Genomic DNA, 18,203 nt, shown 5'->3' on the forward strand with positions numbered 1-18,203 from the left:
GGACTGACAGCATAAATTACTCGCTTTCGGCCTCCTCCATTCGCGCTTCAAGCTCATTCAAGAATGGCGAGCGCCCCCAATGCATCCTCCCGCTGCGGGTATCGACGTATCCGGAATACAGCATATGGATCTCGTCACGGGCGCGCGTCAGGCCAACATAAAACAGGCGTCGGCTTTCGCGACGCGCCGCCGGCAGCTCGTTGCGCCACGGCAAACCGCCCAGATCGAGACCCACCATAATTACGACGTCGTATTCGCAGCCCTTTGCCGAGTGCAGCGTCAACATATTGAGGTGGAGAGGCGACCCGTCACGTCCACCCAGGCTCGTCAGGTCTAGGTCAGCGAGTGGCCCGCCGACAGCGAGCGCCGCCGACATGCGCACCACCTGTTCGCGCTGGTCGGCGAGGCTTGGCTCTGCCGCCATCAGCGCATCGAGCATTCCCGCCCTCAGCGCGCCGACGAAGTCCCGCGCCAACCCATCGCCCGCTCTGAGCGACCAAAGGAGCCGTGTCAGCCGATGAGCCTCGCCGCGGGCCTCGGCCTCTGCGAGACGGGTGCGATGAAAGCCAAGCCACCGATCAAGCAATCCGCGCAACTGTGGCCGACCCTCACGCCAGCCATCAGCGCACCAGGCCGCGCAGTCCTCGATCCAGCTTGTCAGTGCTACCTTGCGATACGGCGCAGCAGTATCGACGCGGATGAAGTCGAGCCCCGCAGCGGCAACGGCCTCGGCAACGACGTCGCCGGCGCGATAATCCCGGTATAGGATCGCGATGTCACCCAACGCCCGGCCCGCCTTGGCGGCCAGCGCCGCAGGGATTATTTCAGCCACGGCGCGCGCCGCTTGACCTTCGAGCCCATCGTCGCATTCGACGAACGCGATCACCGCTTGCCGATCCGGATCGTTCGAGACGTAGCCCCGCACCTCCCCAAGCGCCAGTTCAGAGGCGCTGACAATTCGCGACGCCGAACGATAGTTGAGTTGGAGCTGAACCCGCTCGACGTCATCCCGCTCGGCCAGTTCCTGTAACAGAGCACCGTCGGCGCCCGTGAAACCGTAAATCGACTGGTCCGAGTCTCCCACGGCAAAGAGCCTAACGCCGCCATCGAAGGCTACGCGCTTGACGATGCGGTGCAGCGCCACCCCAAGATCCTGATATTCATCGACCGCCAAGACCGGGAATTTCGCCTGAAGCAGCGGAAGCACCCAGTCATGCTCGGACACGAGCCGTTGGCCGAAGATCACGAGGTCATCGAAGTCGATCAGGCCCGCCCCGCGCAACTCGGCCTCATATTCTTCCGCCCATTCGGCCAGTTCGCTTTCACTGGTCCAGGCAACCGAAGCGCGATCCAGAATCGACCGCCGATGGCGACCGAGATCCATCGGCTTGTTGGGATGCCCAACGCCGAAGAGCCGGTCGCCGACCCGCTTCATTGCCTGATCGCTCTGCCGCTGGGTTGCGACGGTGAGCGGGAACGGCACGGGCAGATTGGCGAGACGGGCATAAGGCATGAGGAGATGCCTCAGGCAAAAGCTGTGAACTGTGCCGATGAACAGGTTAGGCGCTTCACGCAGCCCCAACTGTTCCAAGCGTCGTGTCAACTCGCGTGCGCATTCCTGGCTATAGGTGATACACGCCGCGCCGCGCGGCGCCCGCACGTCTTCGGCCATGATCCGGGCCAACTTGAGCACCAACGTTTTGGTCTTGCCGCTGCCCGGACCCGCCAGGACAACACAGTGTCCGGTCGAATCGTAAGCTGCCTGCTGGCCTGGATTTCCAGCAAGATCGACCGCTTGGGCGAGATAGGCGGCGCTGACGCTACGAAACGGCATCGCGGATATGCTCCAACGCTTGCCGAATGTAATCCGGACAAGTCTCGTCGCTGACATGGGGAGCGAGAGCCTGAGCGAAGCGCCCTTTTCCAATCCGCTCGATGAGCTTGATCAGGCGCTCCTCGTCGAGATCGTCGGTGTCATCAACCCATCCCTGGAGCTCTTCGCGTGTCTCCTCGCTGATAGATAGCTCCTCTTCAATGACCTCCTGCATCGCCTCGGCAAGTCCGCCGGTAAAAAGCTCCGGCTCAAGGGTGTTGCTGTTGACGAAATAGCCGAACGGCTCGGCGCGAGCGATAACGGCATCGGCGTTGAGCGGCGTATAGTTCACCCCGTCTTCGACAAGCCGCAGCACATTGATCAGTCGGCGCCTGACGAGCGGCGGCTTAGCGCCGTTCGGATCGCGATCCGTCAGGATGACGTGCGGGATGTTGAGGCCCTGCGGTCCCAACAGCTTCACATAGGGAGTGAAGTTCGTGCCGCTCACCGAGCACACCGTGATGCCCAACATGTCGAGCGGAATGTCCAGCACCTCCGCAAAGGCCGGGATGAGGAACCGCTCGGCGTCGCCCTCCACCAAAATCACACCCCGCGCGAAGAAGATTTCGCCGCGACTGACGTCGATGTAGCGCTGGAGGTCCGCCTCGTCTCGCTGTGTCAGCGGCGCCTTCGCGGTTGAAACCGCTATCGTCGTCTCCTCGCTGGCATCATGGCGCAGCAGCACGATCGAACGGATGGGGGTGACGCTGGCGATATGCGGTGAGTGCGTCGTCAGGATTGTTGTGAGCGGCTGCGTATCCTCCTCGTCATTCCCGGCATTGCCGAGGAAATAGCGATAGACGAGCCGTTGCACATGCGGGTGAAGATGGGCTTCGGGCTCCTCGACCACGAAGAACGTATGGTCCCGCTCGCCGTCTGTGACGAGCCGGTCGAGTTCGAGGCTCTTCAGCGCTAGGAAGATTAGGTTCGCCGTGCCCAGGCTGGCATCCCCGATACCGCGGGCACCATTGTCGATCAGCAAGCGCAGACTGCGCAGCAGCGCATCTACCCGTGTCGGCGCAAGACCGAGCGTCAGTGGGACCGCGTGCTGCTCGCCGGCGATCGCAATCAGACGCTCACCTATCCGTTGGGCTGTAGCGACCACCTCGGCGCGGCCCACCAGGTCAGCCTGCGCTTCGCTAACCAGCTCCTGGATTTCCTCCCGCGCATCCTCATCAAGCGATGTCGCCAACTGCTCGATCAACGGCCGCAGCGGTGAATTGCGCCAGCTCGTCAGATCCTTCTCGGCATCGCGCAGCGCGACCTGCACGTCGAGCGGCAGCATCCGGCGCAGTGAAGAGCCGATCGACATCTCCGGATCGTCGCCGCCGAAAATGATATATTCATAGTCGGCAAGACTCTCCGGATCGCCTCCAAGATTGGCTTTCGGTTGGAAACGGTAGGTCAGACGCGCGACCATCGGCGGACCTGGGTCCACGACGCAATCGCCCAGATGAGCCATCAATCGCGGATCGTCGGTGAAGTCGGTTAGCTCGACGGAAATCTCGATAGTCTCTCCGAGCTTATCCGCCCCCAGCCCATCCCAGAAATGTTCAAGCCCGAGTTGTCGGTCGCGTTCTGACAGACCGGGATCGAGGATCAGTTGCAGGGCGCGGACGAAATTACTCTTGCCGACCTTGTTTTCGCCGACGATGACAATGCTGTCGCCGGTCTCTACGTCGAGGTCCGAAAAGTTGGCGAAGTTTTTAATTTTGATCCGCGAAATTCGCACGTTGCCACCCCCAATGTTTCTTCTTCTATTCGCCAGCGCGGTTTGCACGCGCGGCGATCTCCTCGCATCGCGCCATAAGCACCTCGAAGGTCTCGGCATCATCGAAGAGCAACCCATCCTCGACCATGCGGGCATAGTCTTGTGCCAGCGCGTTCGCGACATCGCCCACTGGCACGAGTTGCAGGCCTCCGTTGACAGCCGCGGCGTAGTCGATCGGCGTGCGGTCGGCGGCCTTCTCCGCGAAGAACATCGACTTGTGTCGGGCGACAGCGTCGGCCAACTCGCGATCGGCGAAAGCAGCTTCTGCGAAGCCGGCCTCATCCAGCCTTACGATGTCGTGCCAGTGTCGCGCGAAGCGATCGCCGCGCAGCCGCTCCTGGAGGCAGAAAACGTGAATGGCTGTCGCCTTCTCCCAGAAGGTTCGCTCCGCGTGCATGACGCGCGACCGCGCCGTGGGGAATATTAGCCCATCGACCAGATCAGCCGCATCGCAGACGATCTCCCGCAAGCTGGCTGGTTCGCCCGTCGAGCGAGCGCCGAACTCCAGCATAACGCTGGGTGCGACATAGCCGGACCCGGCCGCAGTCGCCTCGTAGTCGATAAAGAGCTTCTCATCCTCGACGCGGATGGTCGCCGCCAGACCTTCGGCGGCCAGTGCGTTCGCGATGACCGGCTGCACCGTTTCCACGACCCACGCAGGCAGGCGCCGACGCACCTCGCTGGACCAGCGCTTTTCCTCGCTTCGGGTTTTCGGCAATCCCTTGCCATTATCCCCAACCAGATCGGGCGCAATCGCCCGAATGTCGTAGGTTAGATCCACGTCCTCGGAAAACCGGCGAATGACCTGATAGGCTTTCGACAGCGACGTGCCGCCCTTGAACACCAGATGTTCGCCGAGCGGCGCGGCGTAGAGGGTGGCCAGCGCCCACACCACCCACACATCCTTTTCCAGAAGATGCGTAGGACGACCCGAACGGTCGGCGGCGACGCCCAGCGCGTCACGCCGATCTTGGGCGGAAAGCCTGAGAAAGATGTCAGCCATAGGCTGCCTTTCCGACGCTTTGCGCGAGCCATGTCGGAAGTTGCGACGCGGCAGCGACCAGTTCGCCGAAAGCGCCAGGTGGCATCTTACGCTTTAGCGTCTTGAGCGCGGTTTCCGCCTTTTCCGGGCCGAGCCAGGCCAGCGCCCGCACGGCTTCCCCGGCCGGGCGGTTGGCCAAGGTCAGTTGCCAACGCGGAGCGTGCTTTAATTCCACGACCTGCTTGCCGAGGTGCATCTTTCGGCTGCGCCCGGAGGTCAGATAGACCGAACGGACGGGCACCTGCGTCGTTAGGCCAAGGGCGTTCGCGGCAGCAGCGCCGTTCGACACAATGATCTCTCCCTTTTGGCTCGCAAGCGCCTCGACAGCCTGTTCGACCGAAGGCGTGCGCGTACCGAACCGACTGGCGATGGGGCGCAAATAGACGCCGCGGCCCGCGCGAATGAGTTGCCCGCGCTCGGCCAAACGCGACAATGCCTGATCTACCGCCGCCCGATTTCCGAGATGCAACAACCCCTTGGCAGACAACGGCACGCCTTCGGGCAAGCCCGTTGCATGCGTCAAAATCTGTTCGGTCAGGCGAGTCATGTCATTCTCCTGTTAGAAACATACGCGGATTTCTGACAGTTTTCAAGATAGCCGCTAGAACAGAGCCGATACGGGGAAGGTCTTCCCCTGCGTCCGAGCCGCGGTCTCGGCCGACCCCTTCTGCGGGGAGACCCCGCAACACCCCCTTTAGAGTGAGAGGGCGGAAGGGATTTCCGTGACGGGTGGAGTGCCGAGAGAGAGGCTTTCGGCGCCCGTCATGGAGTTTTCCCATGAACATGCAGGTTCTCGATGCGCGCCGCGATCTCAGCGGCGGCTACAAGGTGGATGTCACACGCGGCGAGCGGGTCGGCCGGGTTTCGTCGGAGTGGTTCTCGCGGCCTGATGATGAGCGCTTCCTGTCGCTCGGGGAACTGGCCCGCTCGGTGCGCGATCGGTCAGAGCGCAGCCGGACCCGTGTCGTGGAAACCGCGCTGATCCATGTCGAGGCGAGCCGTACCGATCCCGAACGGCTGTCGCTGGTCCTTCCCGGCGCGGAGGCGCCTGTGGCTCCCACACACTGGAGCTTCGGCCAGTTGGCGAGCCAGGTCGGCGCTCCCGCTGCCTATCTGCGCAATCTTCCGGCGGCCCTTGCCGGCATCAATCTGCAATACGGCCTGACCTCGAACCGCGCCGAACAGATCAAAACGCTGGAAACCGAGGGTGGCCGTGTCGAGCTACGCGCCGTCACTGGACCGGACTATGGCCGCATCTACGATCACGAGCTGGTCGAAGCGGTGCAACGCATCGCCGGCAACGGCACGGGAGACACGCGCTGGAAGGTGCCGGGCGTGCTCGACTGGTCGACCGGCATCTACAATCCCCGCGTCGACATCTCGAAGGACACGACGACGCTCTACGCCAGCGATCGCGACGTGTTCGTGTTTCTCGTCGACGATCTGAACCCGATCGAGGCCGGTCGCCTGCCGGACGGCTCGCCCGACCTGTTCTTCCGGGGCTTCTATGCCTGGAACTCGGAGGTCGGCGCCAAGACGCTCGGCATGGCGAGCTTCTACCTGCGCGCCGTGTGCCAGAATCGAAACCTCTGGGGCGTTGAGGATTTCGAGGAGATCAGCATCCGCCACAGCAAATATGCGGCCTCGCGTTTCGCCCACGAAGCCGAACCGGCGCTGCTGAATTTCGCCAACTCGTCGCCCGCGCCCTTCATCAACGGCATCAAGGCGGCGCGTGAACGGATCGTGGCGAAGACCGATGAGGATCGCAGCGACTTCCTGCGCAAGCGCGGCTTCTCCAAGGCCGAGACCAGCAAAATCATCGACGCAGTGCTGGTCGAGGAAGGTCGCCCGCCCGAGAGCATCTTCGACTTCGTGCAGGGCATAACGGCGGTCGCGCGCGACAAGCCGCATCAGGATGCCCGCCTCGACATGGAAGCCAAGGCGAAGAAGCTGCTCGATCGCGCTGCCTGATCTCATCAAAGCCGGAGATGCGGCTTCCCGTATTTCCGGCTTTCACCCTCGGTCGCCGAGTCCGGCTGATTGGGAGTCAAAAGCCCGCTGATTGGGAAGCGGCGCTCCATTCTCCCTTCCTGATCAACGTGTTCGTGGCGCTGCCCCTTCAGAGGAAGAGGGCGGCGCTTCGCTTCATGACGGGTTGGAGGTCGAGAGAGAGTCTCCCGGCTGCCCGTCGCGGAGTAAAGACCATGGCGTCTGCTATCCAGAAGATCACCCTGTCGTCGTCGCGCGACATTCCTTTCAACAAGCTGTTGCTCAGCCAGGCCAATGTCCGGCGCGTCAAATCCGGCGTGTCGATCGACGAGCTGGCCGAGTCCATCGCCCGGCGCGGCCTCATCCAGTCCCTGCATGTCCGCCCCGTCCTCGACGCAGAGGGTGTAGAAACTGGCATGTTCGAGGTGCCGGCCGGCGGTCGGCGCTATCGCGCGCTCGAACTGCTCGCCAAGCAGAAGCGCCTCGCCAAAACCACGCCCGTCCCATGCGTCGTCGGCGATGCGGCCAGCGGCATCCTGATCGACGAAATCTCGCTGATCGAGAACATCGAGCGCGCGCCGCTGCATCCGCTCGACCAGTTCCGGGCGTTTCAAGCCATGCGCGACAAAGGCATGACCGAGGAAGCCATCGCCGCCGCCTTCTTCGTCGGCGTCAACGTGGTGAAACAGCGCCTGCGCCTGGCGTCGGTCTCGCCTACGCTGCTCGAGATCTATGCCGAGGACGGCATGACACTCGAAATGCTGATGGCCTTCACCGTCTCAGCCGATCACGCCCGGCAGGAACAGGTCTGGAAAGCGATCAGCGCCGGTTGGCAGAAGGAGCCGTGGCAGATCCGGCGGATGCTGACCGAAACCACCGTGCGCGCGTCCGACAAGCGCGCCGTGTTCGTCGGCATCGACGCCTACGAGGCGGCCGGCGGCATGATGCTGCGCGACCTCTTCCAGTCCGACGACGGCGGATGGCTTCAGGATGTCGGCCTGCTCGATCGCCTGGTTGCCGAGAAGCTCAAAGTCATCGCCGACGAGATCGCTACTGAGGGCTGGAAATGGGTCGAGGCCGCGCTGAGCATTCCCTACGGTGTCACCCACGGAATGCGGGAGATTGCCGGGACGCCGCTCGATATGAGCGAGGCGGAACAGGCAACGCGCGACGCCTTGCAGGTGGAATTTGATCGCTTGGTCGCTGAATATGAAGATGCCAACGAGCTGCCGGACGAGATCGATCAACGCCTTGGCGAGATCGAGGCGGCGATGGAGGAACTCGACAATCGGCCCGTCCACTACGATCCCGCCGAGATCGCCATTGCCGGCGTCTTCGCAACCCTCGACGCCAACGGCAAGCTGGTCGTCGATCGCGGCTATGTCCGCCCGGAGGACGAACGACCCGCCGAGCTGGAAGGTGACGATGTCCAGGAGGGCGGCGATCATGAGACCGGGAAAGCGCCTGCCATCCAGCGTACCGCCATCACCATCGGCGGCCAGCCTGCCCCGGCAGCGGCGGAGGAAGACGAGGAGGATGGCATCAAGCCGCTGCCCGAGCGCCTCGTCACTGAACTGACGGCGCATCGCACGCTCGCCCTGCGCGACGCCGTGGCGGACCACCCGCATATCGCCATGACCGCGCTGCTGCACAAGCTGGTCTCGGACACCTTCCTGCACCGCCCGGCGACGGGCGCGCTGGAAGCCAATGTCCGGGAGGTTCACTTCGCCGCACAGGCCGAGGAGTTGAAGGACAGCCCTTCGGCAAAATCCGTCACCGACCGGCATGATCGCTGGGGCGACCATGTTCCGGCCGATGACGAGGCGCTGTGGGATTGGCTCGTCGTGCTCGACGACGACAATCGCATGGAGTTGCTCGCCCATTGCGTCAGCTATGGCATCAACGCGCTCTACGAACGGCCCAATCCATATAGCGGCTCCGGTGTCAGCGAGCACGGGCTGAAGGTCCGCCTCGCACAGGCCGACCGACTGGCGCGGGCGACGGGCCTCGACATGGCGCAAGTCGGATGGCGGCCGACGGTCGGCAATTATCTCGGCCGCGTCACCAAGACCCGCATCGTGGAGGCCGTCCGCGAGGCCGCCGGCGAGCGGGCCGCGCAGCTCATCGACCACATGAAGAAGGGCGACATGGCCAAGGAGGCCGAACGTCTGCTGGCCGACACCGGCTGGTTGCCCGAGCCGCTGCGCCTGGCCGGTGCCGATGGCGACAGCGCCGCCGCACCTGCCGATCAGGCCGGCGGCGATGAAGCGCTTCCCGCTTTCCTTACCGAAGAGGACGACGAGGAAGATCACGCCGACACTGAGGAGGACGAGGAAAGCATGATCGCCGCCGAGTGAGCGATCCCGGCGGGGAGTGGCGCGACGCTCCCCGCCAATCTCACCAACATTCCCGTAGTTGCCCGGCCTCGCGCCGGGCATTTTTGTTTCAGGAGCCTGATATGGCCGACTATTTCACTCACTTCTCGTGCCTGCTCGATGTCGGCGCACCCGAGAAAGCCGCTCTTGCGCTCGACCTCTACAACGCTCTTTCCGCAGAAGGTGCATCAGAAGACCCACCTTCCGAAGGGTTCCTGCTGTCGATCCAGCCGGAGCACGGCGGCACGAATCTGTGGATGCGCGACGATGGCGCTGGCGATCCCGAGCGCGTCATCCAGTTCGTCAAACGCTGCGCCACTGCATTTCATTTGAGCGGCCTATGGGGATTTCAATACGCCAACAGCTGCTCGAAACCGCGGCTCGATGGTTTTGGCGGCGGCGCGCATGTGCTCGACCTCGCCACCGGCGAGACCGTTGGCTGGATCTATACCGATGGCTGGCTGGCTTCGGTTCTCGACGGAGGTGACGGCGATGCCTGAGATCATCGAGACCACCGTCTATCGGCTTGAGGAATTATCGGGCGACGCCAAGGACAAGGCGCGCGCCTGGTATCGTGACGGCGCCTTCGACCACGACTGGCACGACGCCGTCTATGTCGATTTTGAAAGCATCTGCGCCATCCTCGGCGTGACGTTGCGAACCAATGCCGTCCGCCTCATGGGCGGGGGATCACGTTCGGAGCCATGTATCTATTTTCGTGGATTCTGGAGTCAGGGCGATGGCGCCTGCTTCGAGGGCCAATACGCTCACGGGCGTCACGCCGCCGCGAAGATCAGGCAATACGCGCCGATGGACACGGATCTGCACGAGATCGCGGATGCCTTGCAGGCCATTCAGCGACGAAATTTCTACCAGCTTCGCGCCGATATTCGCCACCGTGGGCGCTATACCCACGAATATTGCATGGAAATAGCGGTCGAGCGCGACAGCCCCACCATGCAGGACATGACGCGTGATGCTGACAACATTGTCGCTGAAGCCCTGCGCGAACTGGCCCGATGGCTCTACCGGCAGCTCGAACGCGACTATGAATATCAAATCTCCGATGAATGCGTCGATGAGACCATAGCCGCGAAAGCCTACACCTTCACAGACGCTGGCCGCCGTTTCGGCTGAACGAAAGCGCCCGCCTCAAGGTTGGGCGCTTTTTTCATGCCAGGCCCTTGAGAGGAAGAGGTCCGCCGGGACGGGATTGAGTCCGGGCGGTCGAGAGAGAGCGCCGCGCGGGCTCGTCCCGTCACGCTCTTTCGAGGTTTCACCCATGAACATTCTGTCTTCCGTTACCGCCGCATCGGCCGCGCCGCTTCCGCTCGCCCCGTCGGCAGCCATTCTCGCCGCCGCCAATGTGCTGCTCACCCATCTCGAACGTGGCAATCAGATCGACGCCGCTATCCTGCGCCGCGCCATGGAAACCGCGTTCGGCGCGTCCGACGCCGCCGGCGCCTGGGACTGGAAAGCAGCCTACGAGGCGTGCGAGGTCGCGACCGTCCTGTTCCTGCACAAATACGGAAAAGCACTTTTCCGCAAAGCCGCCTCTCCCGCTACACGTCTTTCCGTGCTGGCGAAGATCGCGGCTCTGTTGCCGACGCACACGCGCCGATCCGAGGAAAGCGAGGCATTCCAGCAATTTTCGACGCCGCTGCCATTGGGGCTTGCGGCACTGACAGCGGCGGCGATCACGCCGGCTGACCGTGTGCTGGAGCCGTCGGCAGGCACCGGCCTGCTCGCCATCCTCGCGGCAACGGAAAGCGGCGCGCTGATCCTCAATGAACTGGCCGAGACCCGTGTCGAATTGCTGGCATCGCTCTTTCCGGCAACCCCCGTCACCCGTTTCGACGCCGCGCAGATCGACGATTATCTGGACGCCACCGCCGTGCCCTCCGTGGCGTTGATGAACCCGCCCTTCTCGGCACTGGCGCATGTTGCGGGGCGCTCGGCTGACGCAGGCTTTCGCCACATCGCTTCAGCGCTGAACCGGCTCGCGCCCGGCGGGCGTCTCGTCGCCATCACCGGCGCGAACGTCGGCCCTGATATGCCCGACTGGCGCGAGGCCTTCGTCCGCTTGCAGGCGTGCAGCCGCGTCGTGTTCAGCGCCGCGATTGCCGGCGCGGTCTATGCCAAACACGGCACGACCTTTCCAACGCGGCTGACTGTCATAGACAAGCTGCCCGCCGACGATCCGACACTGTTCCCGGCCTCGCCGGGCATGGCGCCCGACGCCGCTACGCTGCTCGACTGGATCGGCACGCATGTGCCGCCCCGGTTGCCGGTCACGCTGCCCGCAATATCCGTGCCGATCTCGGCGCCACTGAAGACCGTGAGCGGCTATCTCACGCGCCCGACAACCACTCGCCCCGATGCCCCTGCCAGCATCGATCCCGAAGGCATCCCGCTGGCCTATGACATCGTGGACTGGACGCCGCCTGAGGGCGCACACCTGACCGAGGCGATCTATGAGGAATACGGATTGCAGTCGATCCGTATTCCCGGCTCTCAGGCCCATCCGACCAAGCTGGTGCAATCGGCGGCGATGGCGAGCGTCTCGCCGCCCAAGCCCAGCTATCGGCCAATGCTGCCAGCGAACATCACCGCGCTGCTTTCCGACGCCCAGTTGGAGACCGTCATCTACGCCGGCGAAGCGCATGGCGATCTTCTCGCCGGATCGTGGACGGTCGACGAGACTTTTGACAACGTGAGCGCAGCGCCTACCGACGCGGCGAACGCCGTCCGCTTCCGGCGCGGCTTCATGCTCGGCGATGGCACCGGCGCGGGAAAGGGCCGCCAGTCAGCCGGGATCATCCTCGACAACTGGATGCAGGGCCGCCGCAAGGCGATCTGGATCAGTAAATCCGACAAGCTGATCGAGGATGCGCAGCGGGACTGGTCGGCGCTCGGCATGGAGCGCCTGCTGGTGACGCCACTGTCGCGCTTCGCCCAGGGCAAGCCGATCACACTGTCGGAAGGCGTCCTATTTGCAACCTACGCCACGCTGCGCTCCGACGAGCGTGGAGAGAAGGTTTCGCGGGTCCGGCAAATCGTTGATTGGTTAGGCTCCGATTTCAACGGGGTGATCATTTTCGACGAAAGCCATGCCATGCAGAATGCCGGTGGCGGCAAGAGCGACCGCGGTGACGTCGCTCCGTCGCAACAGGGGCGCGCCGGTCTGCGCCTGCAACATGCGCTACCCGACGCCCGCATTGTCTATGTCTCGGCGACCGGCGCAACGAGCGTCCACAATCTCGCCTATGCCCAGCGGCTAGGCTTGTGGGGCGGCGAGGATTTCCCCTTCGCCACCCGCGCCGAGTTCGTCGAAGCGATCGAGGATGGCGGCGTCGCGGCGATGGAGGTGCTGGCGCGCGATTTGCGCTCCCTCGGCCTCTATACCTCGCGCTCGCTCTCCTATGACGGCGTGGAATACGAGCTGGTCGAGCACGCGTTAACCGATGAACAGCGCCGCATCTACGACGCCTATGCGGGGGCGTTCTCGATCATTCACAACCATCTCGACGCGGCGATGGAAGCCGCCAACATTACCGGCAGCGACGGGACGCTGAACCGTCAGGCCAAGTCCGCCGCGCGTTCAGCCTTCGAGTCGACCAAGCAGCGCTTCTTCGGCCATCTGCTCACCAGCATGAAGACGCCGACGCTGATCCGCTCGATCGACCGTGATCTGGCGGACGGCCACGCCGCCGTGGTGCAGATCGTTTCCACCGGCGAAGCGCTGATGGAACGGCGGCTCGCCGACATCCCCACCGAAGAGTGGAACGACATCCGCGTCGACATCACGCCGCGCGAATACGTGCTTGACTACCTCGCCCATTCCTTCCCGGTGCAGCTCTATGAGCCCTTCACCGACAGCGAGGGCAACCTGTCGTCGCGGCCGGTCTTCCGCGATGGTCAGCCGGTCGAAAGCCGCGAAGCTGTCGCCCGCCGTGATGAACTGATCGAACGGCTCGCGTCCTTGCCGCCGGTCCCCGGCGCGCTCGACCAGATCGTGCAGCGCTTCGGCACGGATATGGTGGCCGAGGTCACGGGCCGATCGCGTCGTATCGTGCGCAAGCTCGGCGCGGGAGGCAGCGGCGACCGCCTAGCTGTCGAGAACCGCGCGCCCTCCGCAAACCTCGCCGAGACCGCCGCCTTCATGGATGACGCAAAGCGCATCCTCGTCTTCTCCGACGCCGGTGGCACCGGCCGCAGCTATCATGCGGACCTGTCGGTGAAGAACCAGCGCCTGCGTATCCACTACCTGCTCGAACCGGGCTGGAAAGCCGATGCCGCCATTCAAGGCCTTGGCCGGACCAACCGCACCAATCAGGCGCAGCCGCCGCTATTCCGACCGATCGCCACCGATGTGAAGGCCGAGAAACGCTTCCTCTCGACCATCGCCCGGCGGCTCGACACGCTCGGCGCCATCACGCGAGGGCAACGCCAGACCGGCGGGCAAGGACTATTCCGGCCCGAGGACAATCTCGAAAGCCCCTATGCTCGCGCCGCCTTGCGGCAGCTCTATCTGCTGATCGTGCGTGGCAAGATCGACGGCTGCTCGCTCACCCGCTTCGAGAACGCTACCGGCCTCAAGCTGATGGACACGAACGGCATCAAGGACGAGTTGCCGCCGATCACAACCTTCCTCAACCGCTTGCTAGCGCTGACCATCGAACTTCAGGGCATCCTGTTCACCGCCTTCGAGCAGTTGCTCGACGCCAAGGTGCAGGGTGCCATCGCCAGCGGCGTCTATGACGTCGGGCTGGAAACGCTGACGGCGGAGAGCCTCAAAGTCACCGAGCGCAAGACGATCTACACTCATTCGGCGACCGGCGCAGAGACGCGGCTGCTGACCGTCGCCGAGCAGCGCCGCAACCGCCCGATGATGCTCGACGATGCGCTGGCCTGGCTCGCCGATGGTCAGGGCAAGCTGCTGGTGAACGCCAAATCGGGCCGCGCCGCCGTGCAGGTTGCAGCACCCTCGCTGATGCTCGACGATGGCGAGATCGAACGCCGAGTACGGTTGATCCGGCCGATGGAGCACCATCACGCCTCGTTCCAGATGATGGCGGACAGCCATTGGGAGGACGCCGACCGCCAGACCTTCGCACTGGCCTGGAGCAGTGAACTGGATGACGTGCCGGCCTTTACGGAAAGCACGCTGCACATCGTCGCTGGCTTGCTCCTGCCGGTCTGGAAGCGCCTGCCGAACGAGTCGACGCGGGTCTATCGGCTCCAGACCGATGACGGCGAGCGCATCATCGGGCGGCGTGTGTCGCCGGCATGGGCGGCGAATGCAGCATCGACCACCGGCACGGCGAAGCTGTCTGCCGAAGACGCCTATGCCGCGCTGATCGACGGGCGGACCATTCTCGATCTCACCGAGGGTCTCCAGCTTCGCCGCGTCCGCGTCATGGGCGCCAACCGCATCGAACTCTCCGGTTTCACCGAAGCAATGCGCGAGCGGCTGCGCGCCTATGGCCTCTTTACCGAGATCATCTCGTGGAAATTGCGCTTCTTCGTCCCCATCGACGCCGCCGGTCCCACCGTCCTCGGCAAGCTGCTCGACACCTATGCGTTGACGCGCATCTCGGATCGGGAGGCGGCATGATGGCGCGTCTCGACGCTTTCGATCTGGCGCAGCGTCTCGGCCGACAGGCCGAGGCGGTGTGCCGTCATTATCTCGACGCCGGCCGTCGCCAGGGCAATTACTGGCAGGTCGGCGACGTGCGCAACACGCCCGGCCGCTCGATGTTCGTGCGGCTGAGGGATACGCCCAAAGGCCAGGCCGGCAAGTTCACCGACGCCGCGACGGGTGAGCATGGCGATCTGCTCGACGTAATCCGCGAATCTCTCGGCCTCGTCGACTTCAAAGATGTGGCCGAAGAAGCTCGGCGCTTTCTCAGCTTGCCGCATCCCGAACCTGAGCCGCCGCCAAAGAAGCACGCCAGCACACCGGCGCAACTCGGCTCTTCAGAAGCGGCGCGGCGGCTGTTCGCCATGTCGCAGCCGATCGGTGGCACGATCGCGGAAACGTATTTGCGCAGACGCGGCATCATGTCTTTGCACGGAACCGGAAATCTCCGCTTTCATCCCCGCTGCTATTATCGGCCTGATGAGCACAGCCCGACCGAGAAATGGCCGGCGTTGATTGCCGCCGTCACCGATCTGAATAGCAAGATCACCGGCGCACACCGCACCTGGCTCGCGCCAGACGGCTCCGACAAGGCGCCGATCGACATACAGCGCAAGGCGATGGGCGACCTGCTCGGGCACGCGGTCCGCTTCGGCACCCCTGGCGACGTGATGGCGGCAGGCGAAGGCATCGAAAGCGTCCTGTCGGTGCGTGAGATCATTCCGGGCATGGCGACGGCAGCCGCATTGTCGGCGCCACATCTCGCCGCCATCCTGTTCCCAGACGCGCTGCGGCGGCTCTACATCGTCCGCGACAACGATCCGGCCGGTGACGGCGCGCGGGACAGCCTGATCGAACGGGCGAATGCGGCCGGGATCGAGGCGATAGCGCTCTCGCCGACGTTCGGGGACTTCAACGAGGATCTCCGGCAGCTCGGCATCGACGCGCTCCGGGCGATTGTCCGGGTCCAGCTCGCTCCGCAGGACGTCGCCCGCTTCATGGCTCGGGCGACATAGCCGACAACGGGAAAGGCGGTGAGCACCGCTCATCATCATGCCCAGATGCGTTCATCCGTCGAAAAAGGACCGCACCACGGCCTTCGAGAGGGCGATCGGCCCACGAACGACCCGTCCCGGCAATGGCTGCGTCCGGCTATTTTCCGGCGCGTCCCTCTGGGCCGCTTTCCATCGCGAAGCAAAATAGCCGGTCTTCGCCATCCTCCGCTGCGCTTCGGCCCTGCGCCTTGCTCCGGGTGCAGGGCCACGCCGCCCGTGGGCTTTCGTCGCCAGAAGGCCGCGATGGTCGCGGTCCAAACGACGGAGCATCCCATGAGCGGGCATGACGACTTTGAGCCTCACCACGATTCTTCCCCGACCGATCACGTTTTGCAGGAGCTTCAGCTCTACGGCTACCGTCCCTTCGAGGACGAACCCGATCCCCGGCCACTCCCCGAGGGCGACCGCGTCGCCGGCGCCATCGCCGACATCTTCGACGCCCTGGTCTCGACGATGGAGGACACGCGCCTCGAACCCGACCTCGACGATCTCCTCTGGTCGACCGTCAACCTCTTTCACCGCGCCACTGAGCGGATCGAACGCGAACTAGACGACAATGAGCAGGGGCAGCGCCGCCTTCAGCGCGAACAGGATGGCAGCGAGGTCAAATCCGTCGAACTGGAGCGCCTCCTCGCCGAAGGCCAGACCTTGATCGAACGCCGCGACGCTTTCGAGCTGATGCGCGACCAGGCCGGCGACCACTTTGAACGCCAGACCGGATCGAGCTGGAAACCGCGCAGCGGCTCGAAGGTCAACCACCGCAACATGACCGCCGCGATGATCGACAGCCGCGACTTCATCGCCGCCAAGCGCCGCGCCGAGACCGAAATCATGCTACCGGCAGGACCGAAGATCGCCTTCTCCGGCGGCGACAGCACCGACCACAAACTGATCTGGGCCAAGCTCGACCAGATCCACGCCAAGCACCGCGACATGGTGCTGATGCACGGCGGTTCGCCCAAAGGCGCCGAGAAGATCGCAGCGCGTTGGGCCGATACCCGCAAGGTGCCGCAGATCGCCTTCAAGCCGGATTGGACAAAACACGCCAAGGCCGCGCCCTTCAAACGCAACGACCAGATGCTGGCCGTCATGCCGATCGGCGTCATCATCTTCCCCGGCACCGGCATCCAGGACAATCTCGGCGACAAGGCCCGCAAGATGGGCATCCCGGTCTATCGGTTCGATAAAGGCGGCGCGTAAGCGCCGCCGAACTGCCCTCTTGAAAAATGATGGCATTTTCCGTATTATGCCATCATCGATATCAGATTTGATGGAGGCGCTATCATGCCCGCAGTGACGATCCGAAACCTGCCTGACGCGACGCACCGCGCCCTCAAGGTGCGGGCGGCGCAGCACGGCCGCAGCGCCGAGGCCGAAATGCGCGACATCCTCGAAACGGCTGTCCGTCCCGACACGCGCCTCCGGCTCGGCAGCGCGCTCGCGGAACGCAGCCGCAAGCTCGGCCTGACCAATGAGGACGTCGCAGCCCTCGAACAGGCTCGCGACCAGGCCCCGGCCAAGCCGATGAGCTTCGAATGATCCTCCTCGACACCAATGTCGTGTCGGAGGCGATGAAACCCGTCCCCGACGATGCCGTGCGAGGATGGCTCGACGAGCAAGCGGCGGAAACGCTCTACCTATCGAGTGTCACCATCGCCGAGTTGATGTTCGGCATTGGCGCGCTTCCCAAGGGCAAACGTAAGGACAAGCTCGCCAGCGCTCTGGACGGCGTGATGGAGTTGTTCGCTGATCGCGTCCTGCCGTTCGACATCGATGCCGCACGACACTACGCCGACCTCGCCGTCAAAGCCCGCGCCGCCGGGAAGGGTTTTCCGACACCCGACGGCTACATCGCGGCGATCGCGGCCTCCAAGGGGTTCGTCGTCGCCACGCGCGACACCAGCGCATTCGATGCTGCGGGCGTCGAAGTCATCGATCCCTGGAAAGCCGGGCGCTGACGAACTGCCTCGGGTTGGATCGGATAGGCTGACGGAAATGACCGTCGTGACAATCGAGCATGTCGGCTCCTGACCGGACGACCACCCCCACTTCAAGACGCTGATCCTTGGTCCAGCCCAGGGCCTGACGCCATCAACCCGTAAAGGGTCGGACTACGCATGCGCGTGCCGCCGCTGCGGCTTCGCCTTCACGGTGATTGCGGCCCTCGGCCGAACACATCGGGCGCCTGTCAGCGGGGGATGATCCTCCGCTCGAAACAGGAGCCGGATCGATGTCCCTCAACGACGCTCACGCCTTCGCTTTCAGCCTCGCCACCACGCTGATGGCCGTCATCGTCATTTTCCGCGCCGGCGACGGCACGTTGTCGGTTTCTCCCGCCAACGAATACGACGGCGAGCCGTCTGCGGTTGTCGTCGAAATCGATCCCTTCGCCTCGTGACGGGGCGAAGATCATCGCGCGCGGGCTGGAAACCTTGCCGTTTTCCACTCCCGTCGCAC

General features: G+C 64.0%; 14 protein-coding genes. 10 read left to right on the forward strand and 4 right to left on the reverse strand.

Going from position 1 to position 18,203, the window contains the following annotated elements; translation table 11 throughout:
* Positions 1–16: 16 nt before the first annotated feature.
* From BN1313_RS01555 to BN1313_RS01570, 4 genes are read right to left on the reverse strand one after another with little or no spacing between them, the layout of a single operon-like run.
* The gene (locus tag BN1313_RS01555) at positions 17–1,834 is read right to left on the reverse strand and encodes an ATP-dependent helicase (RefSeq protein ID WP_091735657.1); all 1,818 of its coding nucleotides are present in this window, start codon (positions 1,832–1,834) and stop codon (positions 17–19) included.
* Positions 1,821–3,653 (reverse strand): ATP-dependent nuclease, encoded by a 1,833-nt coding sequence (locus BN1313_RS01560; protein ID WP_245620056.1) that lies wholly within the window; start codon positions 3,651–3,653, stop codon positions 1,821–1,823. The genes BN1313_RS01555 and BN1313_RS01560 overlap by 14 nt, the downstream gene beginning before the upstream one ends.
* Entirely contained in the window at positions 3,631–4,647 is a 1,017-nt protein-coding gene (locus BN1313_RS01565) for a nucleotidyl transferase AbiEii/AbiGii toxin family protein (RefSeq protein ID WP_091735663.1), read from the reverse strand. Before BN1313_RS01565 ends, BN1313_RS01560 begins: the two co-directional genes overlap by 23 nt.
* Positions 4,640–5,233: a DUF6088 family protein gene (locus tag BN1313_RS01570; protein WP_091735666.1), complete on the reverse strand. Its 594-nt coding sequence runs from the start codon at positions 5,231–5,233 to the stop codon at positions 4,640–4,642. Before BN1313_RS01570 ends, BN1313_RS01565 begins: the two co-directional genes overlap by 8 nt.
* Before the next feature lie 230 nt (positions 5,234–5,463).
* On the opposite strand from BN1313_RS01570, the gene BN1313_RS01575 reads away from it, so the two are divergent.
* The 10 genes from BN1313_RS01575 (at position 5,464) to BN1313_RS16450 (ending at position 18,144) form a co-directional block, all read left to right on the forward strand.
* Entirely contained in the window at positions 5,464–6,657 is a 1,194-nt protein-coding gene (locus tag BN1313_RS01575; RefSeq protein ID WP_091735669.1) for a DUF932 domain-containing protein, read from the forward strand.
* A 233-nt stretch (positions 6,658–6,890) separates the two neighbouring features.
* Positions 6,891–9,032 (forward strand): ParB/RepB/Spo0J family partition protein, encoded by a 2,142-nt coding sequence (locus BN1313_RS01580; protein ID WP_091735672.1) that lies wholly within the window; start codon positions 6,891–6,893, stop codon positions 9,030–9,032.
* A 101-nt stretch (positions 9,033–9,133) separates the two neighbouring features.
* Entirely contained in the window at positions 9,134–9,550 is a 417-nt protein-coding gene (locus tag BN1313_RS01585) for a hypothetical protein (protein ID WP_091735675.1), read from the forward strand.
* Positions 9,543–10,187, forward strand: a complete 645-nt coding sequence (locus BN1313_RS01590; protein ID WP_091735678.1) for an antitoxin of toxin-antitoxin stability system — start codon at positions 9,543–9,545, stop codon at positions 10,185–10,187. The genes BN1313_RS01585 and BN1313_RS01590 overlap by 8 nt, the downstream gene beginning before the upstream one ends.
* A 145-nt stretch (positions 10,188–10,332) precedes the next feature.
* On the forward strand, positions 10,333–14,667 hold the full coding sequence (locus tag BN1313_RS01595; RefSeq protein WP_091735681.1) for a strawberry notch family protein: 4,335 nt from the start codon (positions 10,333–10,335) through the stop codon (positions 14,665–14,667).
* Positions 14,667–15,707 (forward strand): DUF7146 domain-containing protein, encoded by a 1,041-nt coding sequence (locus tag BN1313_RS01600; protein WP_091742095.1) that lies wholly within the window; start codon positions 14,667–14,669, stop codon positions 15,705–15,707. Before BN1313_RS01595 ends, BN1313_RS01600 begins: the two co-directional genes overlap by 1 nt.
* Before the next feature lie 312 nt (positions 15,708–16,019).
* Positions 16,020–16,946 (forward strand): DUF2493 domain-containing protein, encoded by a 927-nt coding sequence (locus tag BN1313_RS01605; protein WP_091742098.1) that lies wholly within the window; start codon positions 16,020–16,022, stop codon positions 16,944–16,946.
* Between the two features lie 84 nt (positions 16,947–17,030).
* Positions 17,031–17,285 (forward strand): FitA-like ribbon-helix-helix domain-containing protein, encoded by a 255-nt coding sequence (locus BN1313_RS01610; RefSeq protein ID WP_091735683.1) that lies wholly within the window; start codon positions 17,031–17,033, stop codon positions 17,283–17,285.
* Complete coding sequence (locus tag BN1313_RS01615; RefSeq protein ID WP_091735685.1) at positions 17,282–17,704, forward strand: type II toxin-antitoxin system VapC family toxin; 423 nt, start codon at positions 17,282–17,284, stop codon at positions 17,702–17,704. The genes BN1313_RS01610 and BN1313_RS01615 overlap by 4 nt, the downstream gene beginning before the upstream one ends.
* A gap of 272 nt (positions 17,705–17,976) precedes the next feature.
* Entirely contained in the window at positions 17,977–18,144 is a 168-nt protein-coding gene (locus BN1313_RS16450; RefSeq protein WP_176695860.1) for a hypothetical protein, read from the forward strand.
* Positions 18,145–18,203: the final 59 nt, after the last annotated feature.

The sequence above is a fragment of the Phenylobacterium immobile (ATCC 35973) genome (genome assembly GCF_001375595.1).
GTDB classification, from domain to species: domain Bacteria; phylum Pseudomonadota; class Alphaproteobacteria; order Caulobacterales; family Caulobacteraceae; genus Phenylobacterium; species Phenylobacterium immobile.